Raw genomic sequence first — 17,550 nt, forward strand, 5'->3', positions numbered from 1 at the left:
CTTATTAACTATTTTTTATGAGCCACAGATTATTAAGATTAAAATGATTTCAAAAAATCTGTGCTAATCTTTTAATCTGTGGCATAAATCTTTATCAAGAATATCTAAAGTCCATGTCTTTTCAATCAACATCCCCCTCAACAATTCAAAAACATTAAATATCTTTGAGGTTCAATCAAGCAAAATTTATGGGATTAATTAAAGATATTTATTCGCTTTCTTTTTACGAAAAATTTAGTCAGGCTGTTGCCGAAGTGCATCCGGAATTCAACAAACAAAAATTTATTGAGGCAATTTACGAAGGAGATTTTGCTCAAAAAGAATGGAAAGAAAGAATGAAACATACCACAGTTGTGTTTCACCAATTTATGCCTCAAAATTTTCCTGAAGCCGTTTCTCTAATTGATAAAATCATTGAAAATCTAAAGAAAAATAATTTTACAGATGGCAATCTGGCTTTCATATTCTTTGCCGATTATATCGAGATTTACGGTTTAGACGACTTTAAAACTTCGGCGAATGCCTTTGTTTCTATAACGCAGTTTATAAGCTGCGAATTTGCTGTTCGTCCTTTCATTTTAAAATATAAAGAGCAAATGATTGACGAGATGACAAAATGGTCTTTGCATGAAAATCATCACGTTAGAAGATTAGCCAGCGAAGGTTCCCGCCCGAGATTACCGTGGGCAATGGCAATTCCGTTTTTGAAAAAAGATCCCTCTTCTATCCTTCCAATTTTAGAAAATCTAAAAAACGACCCTTCTGAATATGTCCGCAGAAGTGTTGCTAATAATTTAAATGATATTGCAAAAGATAATCCGCAGATTGTATTAGAAATCGCCAATAAATGGAAAGGACACAGCAAAGAAACCGATGGAATTATAAAACACGGCTGCAGAACTTTATTGAAACAAGGTCATCCGGAAATTTTAGGTCATTATGGTTTAGAAAGCACCAATATTGAACTTTCTTCATTTGAAATTAAAACGCCTGTTGTAAAAATTGGTGATTATTTACAATTTCAGTTTCACTTAAATAATAAAAACGAAGAACCAAAAATAATTCGTTTAGAATATGCAGTTCATTACAAAAAAGCAAAAGGGCATTTGGCAAAAAAAGTCTTTAAAATCAGTGAAAAGATTTATCAGCCTAATCAATTAACCAAAATTGAAAGAAATCAATCTTTTAAATTGATTACAACGAGAGTTTTTCATACGGGAGCACATCAATTGTCAATTATCATTAATGGAACTGAAAGTGAAGTTTTAGATTTTGAATTGATCGATTAGATTTTAAAACACGAATTTCACAAATTAGCACAAATTAATTCGTGTTAATCTGTGAAATTCGTGTTCAATTTTTATTCCTTACATTTATAATTCAAAAAAAACAAAAACAAGTTTTCTTAATCTAAATTAAGTTACAGACAAGCACGACTGCTGTAATTTTGTTTTCAAATCAAATATAACCATGTCAAATATCAGTTTAATTATCGAAGAACGTGCTGCCAATATTGGCAACTTTATGGTAGGCCGTTTATTGCCTTTCCGTGAAAAAAGGGCTGTTGGACCATTTGTATTTATCGATCATATGGGGCCTGCACATTTAAGTGATCATGAAAATATGGATGTCCCGCCGCATCCGCATATCGGACTTTCAACTTTAACTTTTTTGTTTGAAGGGAGCATCATGCACCGCGATAGTTTAGGAACAGAATTAGAAATAAAACCAGGCGCCGTAAACTGGATGACAGCCGGAAAAGGAATTGTACATTCTGAAAGAACGCCCGAATATTTAAGACATTCAGACAAAATGCTTCACGGATTGCAGATTTGGGTCGCACTTCCTAAAGAATTAGAGCAGATGGATCCGAATTTTGCTCATGTCGAAGCAGATGATATTCCAGCTTGGGAAGAAGACGGCGTTTCATACAAATTAATTGCCGGTGAAGCTTTTGGTAAAAAATCTCCAGTTCCTGTTTACAGTCCGCTTTATTTTATTGAAATCAAAAGTACCGAAGCTAAAAAAATCAATATTGGAAAGGATTTATTCGGCGAAAGCGGCTTGTATATTTTAGAAGGAAGTATTAAAAGCGGAGAACACGTTTACGATCCGAAACAAATTTTAATTACAACCGACAGTACGCTTTGTGAGTTTGAAATTGCCGAAAATTCTACGGTTTATATCTTTGGAGGGCAACCGTTTCCTGAAGAACATTTTATCTTTTGGAATTTCGTTTCTTCGGATAAAAACCTTATCGAAAAAGCAAAAAAAGACTGGACAAATCAAACTTTCCCAAAAGTTCCGGGCGAAACAGAATTTGTTCCATTACCAGAACCAAGAATCAAATAAATATGGATACTATAGCAGCACAAATTGATACACGTTTGTATCGAACGGAAATAAAATCGGCCAGCGGAAACATTCTAATTTCTGACGAACCACAGGAATTAGGCGGAAAAAATTTAGGATTAAATCCGACTGAACTTTTGGCAGCATCATTGGCTTCCTGCACCGTAATTACTTTGCGAATGTATATCAATCGTAAACAATGGGACGTTTCAGAAATTAATGTCAAAATTGATTTTGAAAGAGATTCTGAGCGAAGTGTATCAGTATTCACAAGAAAAATCGAAGTAATTGGCGAAGTCGACGATACACAAAGACAACGATTAGAAACTATTGCTAACAGCTGCCCAATTCACAAAACACTTACACACTCAATAGAAATCAAAACCACATTAATATAATCATGGAAATTCAACAAATTAACGATACAAGAAGAGGATATTTTGAAGCTGTAGAAGATGGTAAAGAAGCCGGAAAAATGACTTACACATGGGCTGGAGACAGCAAATTTATAATCGACCATACCGAAGTAAGTCCAGACTTTAACGGAAAAGGTGTCGGCAAAAAATTAGTGATGGCTGCTGTAGAATATGCAAGAGCTAATAATCTAAAAATTATTCCGCTTTGTCCTTTTGCAAAAAGCGTTTTTGATAAGGTTGAGGAAATTCGTGATGTGCTTTTTTCATAAGGTTCTAAGTTTCTGAGCTAAGCTGCTAAGTTTTTTTTTTACCGCAAAGCACACAAAGAATTACGCAAAGTTCGCAAGGTTTTTTTAGGTAAGGCTTTGCGAACTTTGCGCTTGTATTAAGTCTGGCAGATAAAAACCTTGCGTTCTTTGCGGTTAAATCCCACATCGAAAAATTGAATTTTAAAATCTCCGCAGAAACTTGTATATTTGCATGTAATTTAAACTTAGAGTATGACAAGGATAATTACGCTTTTCTGTATTTTTATAGCACAAATCGGCTTTTCTCAAACAGCTGAAAGTTATTTAGAAAAAATCAGAAATAATGAAGCTCTCTTAACAGCTTTCTTTCAACAAATGCCAAAAGGAGGCGATTTACACCACCATTTTTCAGGATCAGTTTATGCAGAACCGCTTTTAGAAAGAGCTATTGCAGAAGATTTTTATTTGAATTTAGAAACGATGGAAGTTTCGAAAACCAAACCTGCAAAAGGAAACTGGCAGACTTTCTCTTCTCTTCGAAACGAAGGAAAACTGGCGCAATACGAGCAGCAAATAATGCAAACCTGGTCGGTTAAAGATTATAACGGTTCTGTCCCTTCTGACGATCAGTTTTTTGACTCTTTTCAAAAATTTGAAACAACTATTCAAGGGCATTATGGAGAAGGAATGCTCGAATTAAAAAAACGTGCCATTGCAGAAAATGTTTCTTATATCGAAACACAATTATCAACGATACGCTGCAATATGAATGTTTCAGATTTAGCTGATTTCAATACAAAGCTTCGTCAGACCGCAAATCAAAAAGACGAAAAAGCGGTTACAAAACTTTTAGATGAATTGTATAAATCGATTCAGAAAAAAGACGCAAAAAAATATGCTGATGATTTCAACAATAATTTCATAGCAAAACTTCACAAAGACTTGAAAATGGATGATGAACGTTTTACAATGCGTTATCAAAACTTTGTGCTGCGTTTTATGGAGCCTGTAGATTTATTCAAAAACCTGATTATCGCTTTTATTTCTTCAAGTGAAAGTAAACTTACTGCAGGTGTAAACATCGTTTCTCCAGAGCATGGCGAAAATTCCATGAAAGATTATTGGTTACATATGGAAATGTTCAAATACTGCCATTCTAAATTTCCAGATGTAAAATATACGCTTCATGCGGGCGAATTGACTTTAGGTTTAGTGCAGCCGGAAGATTTAACTTGGCATATTAATGATGCTATTTATATTGCCGGTGCAAATAGAATTGGTCACGGAGTTGATATCGCTTACGAAGCAAACTCTTATGATTTATTGAAATATATGTCTAAAAACAATATTCCAATTGAGATCAATTTAGTGAGCAATGAATTCATTTTAAAAGTAAAAGAAAACAGACATCCGTTTACACTTTACAAAGAATTTAATGTACCAATTGTAATTAGTACAGACGATGCAGGAATTTTAAGAAGCAATATGACAGAACAATATGTTTTATTGGCAAAAAGATATCCTGATGTTAATTACGAAACAATAAAGAAATACGTTTACAACAGCATCAATTATAGTTTTATTCAGGATGAATCGGTTAAAAAACAATTGATTAAAGATCTTGATAATCGATTTAAAGCTTTTGAAGCGAAATTTTCTAAAAACTAAAGTTGTTCTATCTTTGCGAAATTGCACGCAGATTTTAAACAGATTTAAGCTGATGAACGCAGATTTTTTATTTTAAAATATCAAAAATAAATCTGCTTAAATCTGCTCCCGATAACTATCGGGACTGCGTGAAAAAATATTTATAACTATGATTCTAGAAGCCGTATTTCTTTTTGTAAAACCAGAATTAGCATCTCAATTTGAAGCTGATTTTGCAAAAGCAAGCCAATATATTTCGTCAATTGAAGGTTATTTAGGACATCGTTTAGAGAAATGTTTAGAAGTTGAAAATAAATATCTTTTATTAGTCGATTGGAATACACTTGAAGATCACACAATAGGCTTTAGAACTTCTGAAGCTTATCTGGAATGGAAAAAGATTCTGCATCATTATTACGAACCGTTTCCTGTTGTAGAACATTTCGAAACCGTTTTTGAGAATAAAAAATAGAGCCCGCAGATTTTACAGATTCAACGGATTTACACTGAAATAATTTTAAAAAATTCGTGACAATTCGTGTAATTCGTGGCAAAAAAACTTTACCCAATGAATATCAAACTTATCGCCATTGGCAAAACAGATAACAAATCTCTTCAGACTTTGATTGACGATTATACCAAACGTTTATCATTTTACATCAAATTTGATTTGGAGATTATTCCCGATATCAAAAACGTAAAAAACTTATCTGAAAGCCAGCAAAAGGAAAAAGAAGGCGAATTGATTTTGTCAAAACTTTCGTCAACAGATCAACTGATTTTATTGGATGAAAACGGAAAAAACTTCTCAAGTGTTGATTTTTCTGAAGAATTGCAAAAGAAAATGAATTCCGGAATCAAAACTTTGGTTTTCGTAATTGGCGGCCCTTATGGATTCTCTGATACCGTTTACAGCAAAGCGCAGGGAAAAGTTTCGCTTTCGCTGATGACGTTTTCGCATCAAATGGTTCGTTTATTTTTTATCGAACAATTGTATCGCGGATTTACGATTTTAAGGAATGAACCTTATCATCATCAATAGAGTTTTGTTTCTTTTGTTTCGGGTTTTAATTGTTTCAAGTTTTAGTTAATGAATTCTACTGGAAGTTTATCTAGATTGTAAGTTACATTTTTTTGCAGCAGAATTTTATATTGTATGTATTCTTCATAACTCATGTTCTTATCGAAGAAAAACACCAAATCTGGCACTCTTTCAAATTTTATAGTATAGAAACGTTGTAGTATTTCTGAAATTTTTATTTCCTTATTTGCCATGAAAACCTGTTTTTTTCCTTTTCTAAAGTAAACAACAAGATTTTCTTTACTTGGTTTTTCCGTTTTATAATACACTTTTGTAAAAGGCACAAAAGCTAAATTCTTTCCAATTGAATCTGCATAAGAATAATAATTTTCGGCATTTTCATTTTTATGTGCGCTGTCATCTCTCTTTTTTTTCTGTAATTTCATTACTTCCGGAATTACTACTTTTAGAGGCAGACGTTTGTCGATATTGAAAATCCAGTTGGTTGAAATTATCGCGCTTTTACGGTTTACATCTGCAATTGTATCTTTTCCTTCGGTTTCAAAAAAGATATAAATTGGCGAAAGATCTTGTACGTCTTTTACAATTGTTATGTTTGATTTGGGAAGTAAAACATCTTGTTTTTTTCCGCAGGAGAAAAGTAGAAGAGCAATAATTAGTGTATAGTATTTCATATTATATTAAATCTGATAAATTGAATTCATTTTTTAGGATAGTTAGCGAGGAAATAATTTAATGATCCTATATTTTTAGGAAACTTCATTCCTTCCTCGTAAAACCAAACATATGGATCTTCTTCTCCATTAGCATTAAAATACCAGAACATATAACCTTGATGCATCATGAAAACAAAATCTGTATCAGTTAAGAAATTATCTGTTTCATCTTCATTAATTAATTCCAGTGCCCAAATATTTAATTCCTTATATTCATTAAATAAATCAGTTCCCACAAACCCTTTAGGAGTTGAAATTTCACATTTCTTATAGAAATTTTTATAAATTAAAGGAAAAATAAAATTACTTTCTTTTTCAATTTTATCAAGTTTTTCCATTATAAACTAAAAATAAATATTAAAAACTCATTTTATTAAATAGCGTAACACATTCCATCGCCTCTCTTACATCATGAACACGAAGAATTTTAGCTCCTTTTGTCAACGCAATTGTATTTAAAAAAGTTGTTCCGTTTAAAGCTTCCTGCGGAGTAATATTAAGCGTTTTATAAATCATCGATTTTCTTGAAACTCCAGCTAAAACAGGTAATTCTAAAAGATTAAAAAATTCCATTTTTTGCATGACTTCATAATTCTGATCGGTTGTTTTGGCGAAACCGAAACCTGGATCGAGAATCAAATCGTTGATTCCTAAAGCCCTTGCCCGTTTCATTTTTTCAGAAAAATAAAAAAGTATCTCTTTTACAATATCTTCATATTCTGTCATACTCTGCATGGTCTGCGGATTACCGCGCATGTGCATCATAATGTACGGGACGTTGTATTTTGCAATAACATCAAACATTTTATCGTCTAGCTCTCCCGCTGCAATATCATTTATAATCGCTGCGCCACTTTCTATGCTCGCTTTTGCAACTTCTGCTCTAAAAGTATCAATTGACAATAAAGCTTTCGGAAAATGCTTTAAAATCAATTCTATGGCAGGAACAATTCGGTCGATTTCCTCTTGTTCCGAAACAAATTCGGCGCTTGGTTTACTTGAATATGCACCAATATCAATAAATGAAGCACCTTCAGACAGCATTTTTGCTACCTGAGAAATGATTTCGTCTTCGTTTTTATATCTTCCTCCGTCAAAGAAAGAATTGGGCGTAACATTCAAAATTCCCATAACTTTAGGAATCGATAAATCTATAAGCTCGCCTTTGCAGTTAATCAACATTTGGTTTCAAGTTTTATTGGTTTCAAGTTTCAAGTTGATGCAGATTGCGTCAGTTCGAGAACTTGAAACCTGAAACCTGAAACTTTTTATTATTTCTTAGTTTCAAGTTATCCCGTTAACACTTTGTTTAGAAAAAACTTGAAACAAAGAAAACCTTAAACTTGAAACTCTTAAAAAATTATCCTTATTTTTGGAGAAATTTTAGCAAATATACAGCAATAAATGAAGAATACTTCCCTTGAATTTGATAATGTAATTACGGTTTGCCGCACCTTATTTATCAATAAAATGAAAGATTACGGCAGTGCGTGGAGAATTTTAAGACTTCCATCGCTGACTGATCAAATTTTCATAAAAGCACAACGAATCAGAAGTTTACAGGAAAACGATGTACGTAAAGTTGATGAAGATGAAAAAGGAGAATTTATCGGAATCATCAATTATTCTATCATGGCTTTAATTCAGTTAGAATTAGGCGTTGTTGATCAGCCTGATTTGGATGTTGAAAAAGCAACTGAATTATATGATGCTAAAGTAAAGTTAACCAAAGAATTAATGGAGGCTAAGAATCATGATTACGGCGAAGCGTGGCGTGATATGCGTGTAAGCTCTTTGACTGATTTAATTCTGCAAAAATTATTACGCGTAAAGCAAATCGAAGATAATAAAGGTCTGACTTTGGTTTCTGAAGGTATTGACGCTAATTATCAGGATATGATTAATTATTCTGTTTTTGCTTTAATCCTAAATCCTATAAACAAATAAAATTCCAATTTTTAAATTCCAAAATCCAAGTATAAAATTGGAATTTGGAATTTCTTTATTGAGATTTAATTTTAATACTTTCCCCATGAAAAACATCATTACTCAATTTTCCCGAATATTTGTCGGTGTCTTATTTATCATTTCCGGATTGATTAAATTAAACGATCCCGTTGGTTTCTCTTATAAATTAGCCGAATATTTTAGCGAGCCTGTTTTTAATATGCCTTTTTTAGAGCCTTTCGCTTTAGGTTTAGCCATTTTTCTGGTAATTTTAGAAGTAGTTTTAGGTGTTATGTTATTAGTTGGTTACAGGGCCACAATGACAATTTGGGCCTTATTGCTTTTAATTGTTTTCTTTACTTTCCTTACCTTCTACTCTGCTTATTTTGATGTGGTAAAAGATTGTGGGTGTTTTGGCGATGCATTACACTTAACGCCTTGGCAGTCATTCACAAAAGATGTTGTTTTATTATTCTTTATCCTGATTTTATTCTTCAATCAAAAATTAATAAAACCATTATTTTCTACTCCACAAACTAATTTTGCTGTTTATGTAAGCGTTGTTTTGTGTGCATTTATGGCAGTTTGGGTTTTAAATCATAATCCGATAAAAGATTTCCGTCCTTACAAAGTTGGAACTAACATCGAAAAAGGAATGGAAATTCCTGAAGGTGCTCCAAAATCAGTAGTTGAAATGGTATTTATTTATAAAGTAAAGGGCGTTGATAAAGAGTTTACAGAGAAAGATTTAATGAATATTCCGGAGGGAGCCACTTTTGTGGACAGAAAAGATAAAGTGATTACAGAAGGTTATGTACCGCCAATTCACGATTTTACGATGACAAAAGACGATTCTGATTACAAAGCAGAATTATTAAAAGAACCTAAACTCTTAATTTTTGTAACGTATGATCTGGCTTTATCAAATCCTGACGGAATGAAAAAACTAGCAAAAGTTGCTGCAGATGCTAAAGCAAAAGGCTATAAAGTAATTGGAATGACAGCTTCTGGAGCTGAGGAAATTGCAAAAGCAAAAAAACAATACAATTTAGATATTGATTTTTATTTCTGTGATGCAACTGCTTTAAAAACAGTAGAAAGAGCAAATCCAAGTATCGTGGTTTTACATAACGGAACTGTAGTTCAAAAAGTACATTACAACGATGTTGATGATTTAAAATTATCTGATGTTGCTTATGGTATTTAACAACATTTGACAACTCTTAAAGGCGCCAATATTCTATTTTTTTTTAGATATATTGGCGTTTTTTTTAGCAGCAAAACAAACAAACCAAATCTTAAATAAAACCTATTTATAACTATGATTTCAAAATTATTAAGGCTGTTTTTTTCAAACCCTTTTCTTTTCTTATTTGTATTGGGGCTCCTTATTTACGTTATTTATGATACATATTATACAGCAAATTCTGGCAGTCATTTAATCCCAATAAATGGAGTTGCATTGATTGCGGGAGTAATTTTTGAAAGTAAAAGAATTACAAACAGGTGGCTTATTGTAGTGATTATAGGGATCGTATCCTTTATTTTTGCTTTTGCATTTTTAACTTTAATAGACGATCCAAGTTTAAACGGCGGACATGGTCTTGTTTTCAAGCTTAATACCAGTATTCGTATTTGGCCTCCCATTTTCCTTGTATTGTATTTTATTTTTTCGCTCGTATTTTACAAGTATAGAATAATTCCTAAATTAACCGAAGGTATAACTTTACTTCAATCTATAGCTGTTATTTATTGGGTTATCGATTACGGATTTATTACCACCAATAGTTTCTTCATGCAGACATTTCTTGTAATTGGTTTATTATTTTCTTTATATTCTATTTTCCATGCCTTTACCAATACTCATTTATCTAACACGCATAAACTTATCCTGAGTGTTTGGAGTTCTATAATTATGCTGCTTTTTGCTTTAGATAATCTTCATATAATTGATCAGCCTGCACCAGTTGAAAATACAGCCAACTTATTACAAATACTTTATCTCGGTGTGCAATATTTCCTTTTAGGTATTTCAAGCATTTATATCATTCAAAACTTTATTATGTTGTTTCGTTTCTTGCCGCGCCCCGGAAAATTTTTCAATTCAAAGTATTTCAGCAGTATAAGAAAACTCAAGGATGATCATATTTATAGATATTCAGATGAGCAGGTTCCGGCGATTCATTCCTTAATTTGCATCCTTTTTATAGGCTCAATTTTCTTTTTAAACTATTATTATCAAATTGTTCCTAAACAATTTATAATCTGGATGGCATTTGTAACCTTTCCTTTTATTGTAATGCTGTACAATCATCTTATAGGAAGGAAAAATTACGCTTATCTCCTATTGCTTTTTCTATTTATTTCCTGCCAAAATAAAGCAGAAAAAATTGGAAAAATCAATCCTGACAATATTAAATTGAGTCAAGTTGTTTCGGATTTAACTTCGGAACAACTTGAAAAAATAAAAGATATTCATGAGGCTTTTGCTGAAGTTGACAAAAGCAGTTTAGAACAGACTATAACTGATTTTAAAAGAGATTTACATCCAGAAAATGAAATCGAAATTTGGATGCAGATGGCTGAAGCTTACAAAGGTTACCTCAGCAAAAACAAAAAGAATCTGGATGAAAAGAATGAAGTTTTTAAACTGATTTTATCCCGATCCATGATGAATTCTGAAGAAGCTATTGAAAATTCCAATTTAAAATACCTTTCTAAAAAAGAGGCGCAGGAAGTTTTAAGTTTTTATAATGATGCTCCGCAGCCGTTAATTGTAGAATAATGAATTAAACAAAACAATAACTCAGAATATTTCTTGTTTACATTTATTAAAAACTATTTCTAAAAAACAACCTGATTCTATGAAACAATTTCAAAAATTATCCTTTGCATTTTTATTAGCTTTTCTATTATATAACACCGGATTTAGTCAGGGAAAAACAATAAACAAAGACCAGCGATATATCTTTTTTTTCCACAATAAATTTGTCGAAGAAAACGATTTGAATACCGCACATCCTGAATATGGCAAAGCCGAATACAATGAAATTTTAGAATCATTTAGAAAAGATAATTTTATTGTTTTTAGTGAAAAAAGAAAGAAAAACACAAATGCTTCTGATTACGCAGAAAAAGTTGTAAAACAAATCAAAACACTTCTGAAAAAAGGAGTTTCGCCAAACAAAATAACCGTAATTGGAACTTCAAAAGGCGGTTATATTGCACAATATGTTTCAACCTATTTAGCGAATCCTGATGTGAATTTTGTTTTTATTGGATGTTTTAGAGATGTAGATATTGAAGAAATTCCGGATATTAATTTCTGTGGAAACATTTTAACTATTTATGAAAAATCAGATATTTACGGCGTTTCAGCAATCAGAAGAAAAGAAACTTCAAAACTCAAAATAAATCATTTCAAACAAATTGAATTGAACACTAATTTAAAACATGGCTTTTTATACAAAGCATTAGAGGAATGGATTGTTCCATCGAAAAAATGGGCGAATGGAAATTATGAGCTAAATTAAAATCCGAAAGAAAACATACAAAAACCTTTAATAATTAAATTTTATTGAAGGCTTTTTTATTGAAATCTGACGTTTTTTTGTCTTGAAAACTATTTACAAAATCAAAAAAACATTTATTTTTTCTACTTCAAAAAAAAATATCTAAAAAAACACACGATTTTACCCTTAACTATTACGATTTCATTCCTGTTTTTCTAACCTAAAATTAACTTTTTGTTACAAAATAAACGACTCTTCAAATTTTGTTAATCTGTATTTGGCTTTCCAATTGTTTGTTTAACTTTGTTAAAAATCATTTATCACATGAAACAAACGGCACTACTCATTATCGCATTTATAACTTTCTCATGTACACAAGCTCAGAAAACAAGTTTTTCTAAAGAAGCTTTGTCTGAAAAATTATTAACTCTTGAAGGAGGTCAGACTTCTTTCAAAAACATTTTAAAAAAATACAAAGGAAAAACTTTAGTCATTGAAGTTTGGGCTTCATGGTGCGGCGACTGCGTAAAAGCTATGCCAAAAGTTAAAGAACTACAAGCTAATAATCCTGATGTTTCTTATTTATTCCTTTCTGCGGATAAAACAGCTGAAAAATGGAAAATCGGAATTGAAAAACACGAATTAAAAGGCGATCATTTTATGATGAACGACGGAATGAAAGGTGTTTTTGGAAAAGCGATCGATTTAGACTGGATCCCGAGATACATCATTGTAGATAAAACTGGGAAAATAGTGCTTTACCGCGCTATTGAAACTGATTTTGACAAGATCAATGAAGCTTTAAAAAATTTAAAACAAGCTTAAATAGCACACAAATTACAACAATAAACAAAAAATTAAAAAAATAACAAAAACTACCAAAATGAGAAAAAAGATTGTTGCAGGAAACTGGAAAATGCATAAAAACGCAGCACAGACTGAAGAATTGTTAAGCGAATTAATCACTAAAATACCAGCACAAACTACTGCACAAGTAATCGTTGCTCCAACATTTGTAAATTTACAAGCTGCTGTTGCAAAAGTAAAAAACACAACTATTGGTGTTTCTGCTCAAAACGTTCACCAAGCTGAAGGTGGTGCTTTTACAGGAGAAATTTCTGCTGATATGTTAACAAGTATTGGTGTAAACACAGTAATTCTTGGTCACTCTGAGCGTCGTGCTATTTTCCATGAAACAGATGCATTAATCGCAAACAAAGTAGATACAGCTTTGAAACATGACTTAACTGTAATTTTCTGTTTTGGGGAAGAATTAAAAGACCGTCAATCAGGAAATCATTTCAATATTGTTGAAAATCAATTGCGTGACGGAATCTTCCATATTGCAAAAGAATCTTGGGCAAAAGTTGTTTTAGCTTATGAGCCGGTTTGGGCAATTGGAACTGGAGAAACTGCTTCACCAGAACAAGCACAGGAAATGCATGAATTTATCAGAGAAACTATCCGTAAAGCTTTTGGAGCCGAAATTGCAGATGAAGTTTCTATTTTATATGGTGGTTCTGTAAAACCAGACAACGCTAAAGAAATTTTCTCTAAACCAGACGTAGACGGTGGTTTAATTGGAGGTGCTGCTTTAAAAGCAGATGACTTTTTAGCAATTGTAACTGCTATCTAATTTTAGATTTTAGATTTTGAAATCTGACTATATAAAAAGCGTTTGCATCAGCAAACGCTTTTTTCATTTTAAATAATTCTTAAATTAATAATGTTCACTTAGATTTTTAGATAACTTCTGCTTTGGATTCTTACCTTTGCAAAAAAATTATTTATGTCGAATATTTATTTAGGATATCATTTTACAATTGAGCCAAAAGAACTTGGATCAGAAATTTTAGTTGCTGAATTGGGCGAAAAGGCGTTTGAAAGTTTTACAGAAACAGAAAACGGAATTTCGGCTTTTGTGAAGAAAGATTTATGGGATGAGAATATTCTGGATGATATTTATATTTTACAATCAGAAGAGTTTAAAATTGAATATACAATTGAAGAAATCGATCAGGTAAACTGGAATGAAGAATGGGAAAAGAATTTTGAGCCGATTGATGTTGACGGAAAATGCCATGTTCGTGCTCCTTTTCACCCAAAAACTGATGCTGAATTTGATATCGTAATCGAACCAAAAATGAGTTTTGGAACCGGACATCATGAAACAACTCACATGATGATTCAACATTTATTAGAAATCGATGTTAAAGGCCTTAAAACTTTAGATATGGGCTGCGGAACTGCAATTTTAGCTATTTTGGCAGAAATGAAAGGCGCAGAACCAATCGATGCAATTGATATTGACAATTGGTGTTATTTAAATTCTATCGAAAATGCCGAACGCAATAATTGCAAACAGATTAGCGTTTACGAAGGCGATGCTGCTTTATTGGCCGGTAAAAGTTACGATTTGATTATCGCCAATATCAACAGAAATATTTTATTAAACGATATGCAGAGTTATGTAGATTGCTTAAACAAAAACGGAATTATATTATTTAGCGGTTTTTATGAAGAAGACATTCCGTTTATCGATGCTTCCTGCACTGAAAAAGGATTGACCTATGTTAAAAAATTTCAAAGAAACAACTGGTTTTCATTAAAATACGTAAATTAGTTAGTAATTACAGCAGTACAAAAAACTAAAAAGAAATGAGTACTAAAGAAAAAGTAAGAGAGAGAGTTCGCGAAAAAGAAGCGACCGGATTCAATAACGAAATCATCGTGTACAACGACGACGTAAACACTTTTGACCACGTAATTGATACCTTAATGCGCGTGTGTAACCACACACCGGAACAAGCAGAACAATGTTCCTTAATTGTACATTACAACGGAAAATGCACTGTAAAAACAGGGCCAATGGATAAATTAAAACCTCAATGTACACAACTTTTGGAAGCTGGACTTAGCGCCGAAATTGTTTAATTTACCAATAATTTAAAAAACATTCTATTTTATTCTATATTTGGGATAAAATAGAATGTTTTTTTATGGAAGAATATGGAAAAATATTAATTATCGCAATGCCGATTTTTCTAGTTTTAATTGTAATTGAAAAAATATACGGCATTTACAAAAAGAACGATACTGCTCCATTAATTGACAGCGTTTCCAGTATTAGCTCTGGAATTACTAATTCTGTAAAAGATGTTTTAGGACTTAGTATCACTTTTCTTTCCTATGAATGGATGGTTTCTAAAATTGCTTTTTTTCATCTGGAAGCCAACGTCCTCTCCTATTTTATTGCCTTTTTTGTTATCGATTTTTATGGTTATTGGAGCCATCGACTGGCACATCAAATTAATTTTCTTTGGAACAAACATGCAATTCATCACAGCAGTGAAGAGTTTAATCTCGCCTGTGCGCTTCGCCAGCCCATTGCAAGTTTAGTAAATTTGTTCACTTTTCTGTTAATTCCCGCAGCGTTATTAGGAGTTCCTGCTTCTGTAATTGCTATTACACTTCCACTTCATTTGTTTTTACAATTTTGGTATCATACCAAACACATTAAAAAAATGGGATTTGTAGAGCATATTTTAGTAACGCCTTCACATCATCGTGTTCATCATGCTATTAATCCGGAATATTTAGATAAAAACCATTCGCAGATATTTATTTTCTGGGATAAATTTTTTGGTACTTTTCAGGAAGAATTAGATGATGTTCCGCCAGTTTTCGGAATTACAAGACCAGCCAATACCTGGAACCCTATAAAAATAAATTTTCAGCATTTGATGTTATTGATTAAAGATGCATGGCGTGCCGAAAGCTGGAAAGACAAACTTACCATCTGGTTTAAACCAACTGGATGGAGGCCTGAAAATTTCGAAGAAAAATATCCTGTAAATAAAATTGAAGATGTTTTTAATTTTGATAAATACGGAACGCAGAATTCGCAAAAACTGATTTATTGGTCGGTTATGCAAATTCTAATTACGCTTTTGTTTGTGAGTTTTCTGTTTGATAATATTGCCAAAATTGGTCTGCCAAATATTTTTGTCTACGGATTTTTTATTCTCGTAACCATTTACAGCAATTCTGAATTAATGGACAAAAGCAGGTTTGCCATTTTTTGGGAAGGTTTCCGATTGTCAATTGCGATTATGATTATAGGATTTTATGGCGATTGGTTTGGTTTAAATTCAGTTTTCTCTCTAAGCAATTATATAATTCTAGGGTATTTAAGTTTATCATTTTTAGTCACGATTTACTTTGTAACCATCGATTTTAGAATCAACCAAAACCAAACCATAAAATCACAAACCGCATAATGAAAAACGCTGTATTTTTTAAAATTTATATTGCTTTCAGCTTTATATATTTACTGCTTTTATATCTGGGATATGAAAGTTTAGACTGTTATTTAAAACCGGCTCTAATTCCGTTATTAATTGTTGGAGTGTATTTTTCTAAAAAATTTCAAACCCAAAATATCCTTTTAACGGCATTGGTAGTTTCCTGGATTGGCGATGTAATTTTACTCTTTTCAGATATCGCCGAAATCTATTTTATTCTGGGATTGATCTCTTTTCTAATCTCTCACATAATTTATTGCGCACTTTTTAACAGACAGATTAAAGAAAAAACGAAAAAAAATACTGTAATTTTTATTTTTGGAAGCCTTATTATTGCCTGTTATTTAATTGGAATGTTATCTATTTTAGTACCTGCTTTAGGTGATTTAAAAATTCCGGTAATTGTCTACGCCAGCGTAATTTCTATTATGCTTTTACTTGCTTACAAGGGGCTTTTAATCTGGAAAAAACCTGCAAATCAATATGTTTTTTTTGGTGCATTATTCTTTGTTGTTTCAGATAGTATTTTGGCAATCAACAAGTTTTATTTTCCAATCCAGAAAAGTTCGTTTATTATTATGCTGACTTATCTTGTGGCACAATATCTGATTGTAAAAGGTATATTAAAACTGAATTCAAAGAAGGAAGCATAACAGCACACTGCTAATACAGATTAAACGAATTATCACGGACAGTTTTTTTATTTTCTTTTGAATAATCTATAATAAACCTTTTACATTTGTGTGACCAAAATAAACCTCAACCATGAAAAAAATTAGTCTTTTTATTGTTCTATTAATTTCAGTAACTTCTTGTATCAGTACAAAATCTACTTTGAAAAATGTAGATGATAATGCTCCTGATTTAATTTTAAATAAGAATAATACGTTTGTTATTACACAATTCAGCAAAGACAAAAAATACGGTTATGATCCTGATTATCCTGTAAATATATTTTTTAGAAATACACAGGATGAAGCGACAAATGAAGTTCGTTTTTTAAATGCTTTAGCCGGACCAAACGGTGAAAAAATCACTTATAAACGTTTAGAAACCTGCTGCCCTTTTCCAACTAAAAGAAGCAGTATGGGAGCCGGATTTTTAAATGTTTACGAATTGACTTGGGAAGGGCAAAAAAAGCCTATAATGTTGTATTTGAATATTTATGAAAAAGGGATTTTGATGGTTCCGATGGGATTGAGTTTGAAGAAGGAGTAAATTTAATTACCATAATTATTTATTTATTAGTAAAATAGATAGAAAAGCTAATTTAAATTTATGATCTTCATTCATAAATTTAAATTAGCTTTTTATTTTCAAACTTATCAATTGTATTATTTCTTATTCAAAAATACATTTGCAATTA

21 protein-coding genes are annotated in these 17,550 nt (G+C 31.8%); 18 read left to right on the plus strand and 3 right to left on the minus strand.

What is annotated here, in order from left to right; translation table 11 throughout:
- Positions 1-188: 188 nt before the first annotated feature.
- From ASD98_RS15390 to rlmH, 7 genes are all read left to right on the plus strand, one after another.
- Positions 189-1,289, plus strand: a complete 1,101-nt coding sequence (locus ASD98_RS15390; RefSeq protein ID WP_056205963.1) for a DNA alkylation repair protein — start codon at positions 189-191, stop codon at positions 1,287-1,289.
- A 181-nt stretch (positions 1,290-1,470) separates the two neighbouring features.
- Entirely contained in the window at positions 1,471-2,352 is an 882-nt protein-coding gene (locus tag ASD98_RS15395) for a pirin family protein (RefSeq protein ID WP_056205964.1), read from the plus strand.
- A 2-nt stretch (positions 2,353-2,354) separates the two neighbouring features.
- Positions 2,355-2,750: an OsmC family protein gene (locus ASD98_RS15400; protein ID WP_056205965.1), complete on the plus strand. Its 396-nt coding sequence runs from the start codon at positions 2,355-2,357 to the stop codon at positions 2,748-2,750.
- Between the two features lie 2 nt (positions 2,751-2,752).
- Positions 2,753-3,037 carry a GNAT family N-acetyltransferase gene (locus tag ASD98_RS15405; RefSeq protein WP_056205966.1) on the plus strand — a complete coding sequence of 95 codons (285 nt, stop codon included), beginning with the start codon at positions 2,753-2,755 and terminating at the stop codon, positions 3,035-3,037.
- Between the two features lie 231 nt (positions 3,038-3,268).
- Positions 3,269-4,684, plus strand: a complete 1,416-nt coding sequence (locus tag ASD98_RS15410; RefSeq protein ID WP_056205967.1) for an adenosine deaminase — start codon at positions 3,269-3,271, stop codon at positions 4,682-4,684.
- A 148-nt stretch (positions 4,685-4,832) separates the two neighbouring features.
- Positions 4,833-5,135, plus strand: a complete 303-nt coding sequence (locus ASD98_RS15415) for an antibiotic biosynthesis monooxygenase (RefSeq protein ID WP_056205968.1) — start codon at positions 4,833-4,835, stop codon at positions 5,133-5,135.
- 96 nt (positions 5,136-5,231) lie between these two features.
- Positions 5,232-5,705 carry a 23S rRNA (pseudouridine(1915)-N(3))-methyltransferase RlmH gene (rlmH, locus tag ASD98_RS15420; RefSeq protein ID WP_056206542.1) on the plus strand — a complete coding sequence of 158 codons (474 nt, stop codon included), beginning with the start codon at positions 5,232-5,234 and terminating at the stop codon, positions 5,703-5,705.
- A 41-nt stretch (positions 5,706-5,746) separates the two neighbouring features.
- Here rlmH and ASD98_RS15425 read toward each other — a convergent pair whose 3' ends face one another.
- From ASD98_RS15425 to folP, 3 genes are read right to left on the minus strand one after another with little or no spacing between them, the layout of a single operon-like run.
- Positions 5,747-6,379 carry a hypothetical protein gene (locus ASD98_RS15425; protein ID WP_056205969.1) on the minus strand — a complete coding sequence of 211 codons (633 nt, stop codon included), beginning with the start codon at positions 6,377-6,379 and terminating at the stop codon, positions 5,747-5,749.
- Between the two features lie 26 nt (positions 6,380-6,405).
- On the minus strand, positions 6,406-6,759 hold the full coding sequence (locus ASD98_RS15430; protein ID WP_056205970.1) for an SMI1/KNR4 family protein: 354 nt from the start codon (positions 6,757-6,759) through the stop codon (positions 6,406-6,408).
- A gap of 19 nt (positions 6,760-6,778) precedes the next feature.
- The gene (gene folP / locus ASD98_RS15435) at positions 6,779-7,603 is read right to left on the minus strand and encodes a dihydropteroate synthase (protein ID WP_056205971.1); all 825 of its coding nucleotides are present in this window, start codon (positions 7,601-7,603) and stop codon (positions 6,779-6,781) included.
- Between the two features lie 222 nt (positions 7,604-7,825).
- Between folP and ASD98_RS15440 the strand changes: the two genes are divergently transcribed.
- The 11 genes from ASD98_RS15440 to ASD98_RS15490 all read left to right on the plus strand — a co-directional run bounded on the left by ASD98_RS15440 (position 7,826) and on the right by ASD98_RS15490 (position 17,402).
- Positions 7,826-8,368: a DUF1599 domain-containing protein gene (locus ASD98_RS15440; RefSeq protein WP_056205972.1), complete on the plus strand. Its 543-nt coding sequence runs from the start codon at positions 7,826-7,828 to the stop codon at positions 8,366-8,368.
- Between the two features lie 85 nt (positions 8,369-8,453).
- Positions 8,454-9,575, plus strand: coding sequence for a BT_3928 family protein (locus ASD98_RS15445; protein ID WP_056205973.1), 1,122 nt, complete (start codon positions 8,454-8,456; stop codon positions 9,573-9,575).
- 114 nt (positions 9,576-9,689) lie between these two features.
- The gene (locus ASD98_RS15450) at positions 9,690-11,153 is read left to right on the plus strand and encodes a hypothetical protein (protein ID WP_056205974.1); all 1,464 of its coding nucleotides are present in this window, start codon (positions 9,690-9,692) and stop codon (positions 11,151-11,153) included.
- Positions 11,154-11,232: 79 nt separating this feature from the next.
- The gene (locus tag ASD98_RS15455; protein WP_056205975.1) at positions 11,233-11,901 is read left to right on the plus strand and encodes a hypothetical protein; all 669 of its coding nucleotides are present in this window, start codon (positions 11,233-11,235) and stop codon (positions 11,899-11,901) included.
- A gap of 303 nt (positions 11,902-12,204) precedes the next feature.
- Positions 12,205-12,705 (plus strand): TlpA disulfide reductase family protein, encoded by a 501-nt coding sequence (locus ASD98_RS15460; protein WP_056205976.1) that lies wholly within the window; start codon positions 12,205-12,207, stop codon positions 12,703-12,705.
- Between the two features lie 58 nt (positions 12,706-12,763).
- Entirely contained in the window at positions 12,764-13,516 is a 753-nt protein-coding gene (gene tpiA, locus ASD98_RS15465) for a triose-phosphate isomerase (RefSeq protein ID WP_056205977.1), read from the plus strand.
- Positions 13,517-13,669: 153 nt separating this feature from the next.
- Positions 13,670-14,503 carry a 50S ribosomal protein L11 methyltransferase gene (gene prmA / locus ASD98_RS15470; protein WP_056205978.1) on the plus strand — a complete coding sequence of 278 codons (834 nt, stop codon included), beginning with the start codon at positions 13,670-13,672 and terminating at the stop codon, positions 14,501-14,503.
- A gap of 35 nt (positions 14,504-14,538) precedes the next feature.
- Positions 14,539-14,814 carry an ATP-dependent Clp protease adaptor ClpS gene (locus tag ASD98_RS15475; RefSeq protein WP_029269514.1) on the plus strand — a complete coding sequence of 92 codons (276 nt, stop codon included), beginning with the start codon at positions 14,539-14,541 and terminating at the stop codon, positions 14,812-14,814.
- A 65-nt stretch (positions 14,815-14,879) separates the two neighbouring features.
- On the plus strand, positions 14,880-16,160 hold the full coding sequence (locus ASD98_RS15480) for a sterol desaturase family protein (protein WP_056205979.1): 1,281 nt from the start codon (positions 14,880-14,882) through the stop codon (positions 16,158-16,160).
- A complete protein-coding gene (locus ASD98_RS15485) occupies positions 16,160-16,837 on the plus strand; it encodes a lysoplasmalogenase (protein WP_056205980.1) in 678 nt (225 codons plus the stop codon). Before ASD98_RS15480 ends, ASD98_RS15485 begins: the two co-directional genes overlap by 1 nt.
- Positions 16,838-16,949: 112 nt before the next feature.
- Positions 16,950-17,402 carry a hypothetical protein gene (locus tag ASD98_RS15490; protein WP_056205981.1) on the plus strand — a complete coding sequence of 151 codons (453 nt, stop codon included), beginning with the start codon at positions 16,950-16,952 and terminating at the stop codon, positions 17,400-17,402.
- Positions 17,403-17,550: the final 148 nt, after the last annotated feature.

Origin of the sequence: Flavobacterium sp. Root186 (genome assembly GCF_001428525.1) — a bacterium.
Classification (GTDB): Bacteria; Bacteroidota; Bacteroidia; order Flavobacteriales; family Flavobacteriaceae; genus Flavobacterium.

Excerpts from the sequence above, each read along its gene's own strand:
- ASD98_RS15390 (WP_056205963.1), top strand. The coding sequence starts at position 189 with ATGGGATTAATTAAAGATATTTATTCGCTTTCTTTTTACGAAAAATTT.
- ASD98_RS15395 (WP_056205964.1), top strand. The coding sequence starts at position 1,471 with ATGTCAAATATCAGTTTAATTATCGAAGAACGTGCTGCCAATATTGGC.
- ASD98_RS15400 (WP_056205965.1), top strand. The coding sequence starts at position 2,355 with ATGGATACTATAGCAGCACAAATTGATACACGTTTGTATCGAACGGAA.
- ASD98_RS15405 (WP_056205966.1), top strand. The coding sequence starts at position 2,753 with ATGGAAATTCAACAAATTAACGATACAAGAAGAGGATATTTTGAAGCT.
- ASD98_RS15410 (WP_056205967.1), top strand. The coding sequence starts at position 3,269 with ATGACAAGGATAATTACGCTTTTCTGTATTTTTATAGCACAAATCGGC.
- ASD98_RS15415 (WP_056205968.1), top strand. The coding sequence starts at position 4,833 with ATGATTCTAGAAGCCGTATTTCTTTTTGTAAAACCAGAATTAGCATCT.
- rlmH (WP_056206542.1), top strand. The coding sequence starts at position 5,232 with ATGAATATCAAACTTATCGCCATTGGCAAAACAGATAACAAATCTCTT.
- ASD98_RS15425 (WP_056205969.1), bottom strand. The coding sequence starts at position 6,379 with ATGAAATACTATACACTAATTATTGCTCTTCTACTTTTCTCCTGCGGA.
- ASD98_RS15430 (WP_056205970.1), bottom strand. The coding sequence starts at position 6,759 with ATGGAAAAACTTGATAAAATTGAAAAAGAAAGTAATTTTATTTTTCCT.
- folP (WP_056205971.1), bottom strand. The coding sequence starts at position 7,603 with ATGTTGATTAACTGCAAAGGCGAGCTTATAGATTTATCGATTCCTAAA.
- ASD98_RS15440 (WP_056205972.1), top strand. The coding sequence starts at position 7,826 with ATGAAGAATACTTCCCTTGAATTTGATAATGTAATTACGGTTTGCCGC.
- ASD98_RS15445 (WP_056205973.1), top strand. The coding sequence starts at position 8,454 with ATGAAAAACATCATTACTCAATTTTCCCGAATATTTGTCGGTGTCTTA.
- ASD98_RS15450 (WP_056205974.1), top strand. The coding sequence starts at position 9,690 with ATGATTTCAAAATTATTAAGGCTGTTTTTTTCAAACCCTTTTCTTTTC.
- ASD98_RS15455 (WP_056205975.1), top strand. The coding sequence starts at position 11,233 with ATGAAACAATTTCAAAAATTATCCTTTGCATTTTTATTAGCTTTTCTA.
- ASD98_RS15460 (WP_056205976.1), top strand. The coding sequence starts at position 12,205 with ATGAAACAAACGGCACTACTCATTATCGCATTTATAACTTTCTCATGT.
- tpiA (WP_056205977.1), top strand. The coding sequence starts at position 12,764 with ATGAGAAAAAAGATTGTTGCAGGAAACTGGAAAATGCATAAAAACGCA.
- prmA (WP_056205978.1), top strand. The coding sequence starts at position 13,670 with ATGTCGAATATTTATTTAGGATATCATTTTACAATTGAGCCAAAAGAA.
- ASD98_RS15475 (WP_029269514.1), top strand. The coding sequence starts at position 14,539 with ATGAGTACTAAAGAAAAAGTAAGAGAGAGAGTTCGCGAAAAAGAAGCG.
- ASD98_RS15480 (WP_056205979.1), top strand. The coding sequence starts at position 14,880 with ATGGAAGAATATGGAAAAATATTAATTATCGCAATGCCGATTTTTCTA.
- ASD98_RS15485 (WP_056205980.1), top strand. The coding sequence starts at position 16,160 with ATGAAAAACGCTGTATTTTTTAAAATTTATATTGCTTTCAGCTTTATA.
- ASD98_RS15490 (WP_056205981.1), top strand. The coding sequence starts at position 16,950 with ATGAAAAAAATTAGTCTTTTTATTGTTCTATTAATTTCAGTAACTTCT.